General features: G+C 64.4%; 1 protein-coding gene. It reads left to right on the forward strand.

Annotation, left to right across the window (positions count from 1 at the left end; genetic code table 11):
• Positions 1-284: thiamine pyrophosphate-dependent enzyme (locus CK485_RS08190; RefSeq protein ID WP_241968222.1), on the forward strand; the 284-nt coding region annotated here is incomplete at both ends.

Raw genomic sequence — 284 nt, forward strand, 5'->3', positions numbered from 1 at the left:
CACCTCATCCACGCCCTGCGCCGCAACGTCAACCTCAAAATCCTGCTGTTCAACAACCGCATCTACGGCCTCACCAAAGGCCAGTACTCCCCCACCTCAGAAACCGGCAAAATCACCAAATCCACCCCCATGGGATCCCTCGACGCCCCGTTCAACCCCCTCTCCCTCGCCCTCGGAGCCGAAGCCGGGTTCGTCGCCCGCACCATCGACTCCGACCGCAAACACCTCACCACCGTCCTGCGCGCCGCAGCCGCCCACCCCGGCACCGCACTCGTGGAGATCTA

The sequence above is a fragment of the Streptomyces sp. ICBB 8177 genome, from assembly GCF_003144095.1.
Classification (GTDB): Bacteria; Actinomycetota; Actinomycetes; order Streptomycetales; family Streptomycetaceae; genus Streptantibioticus_D.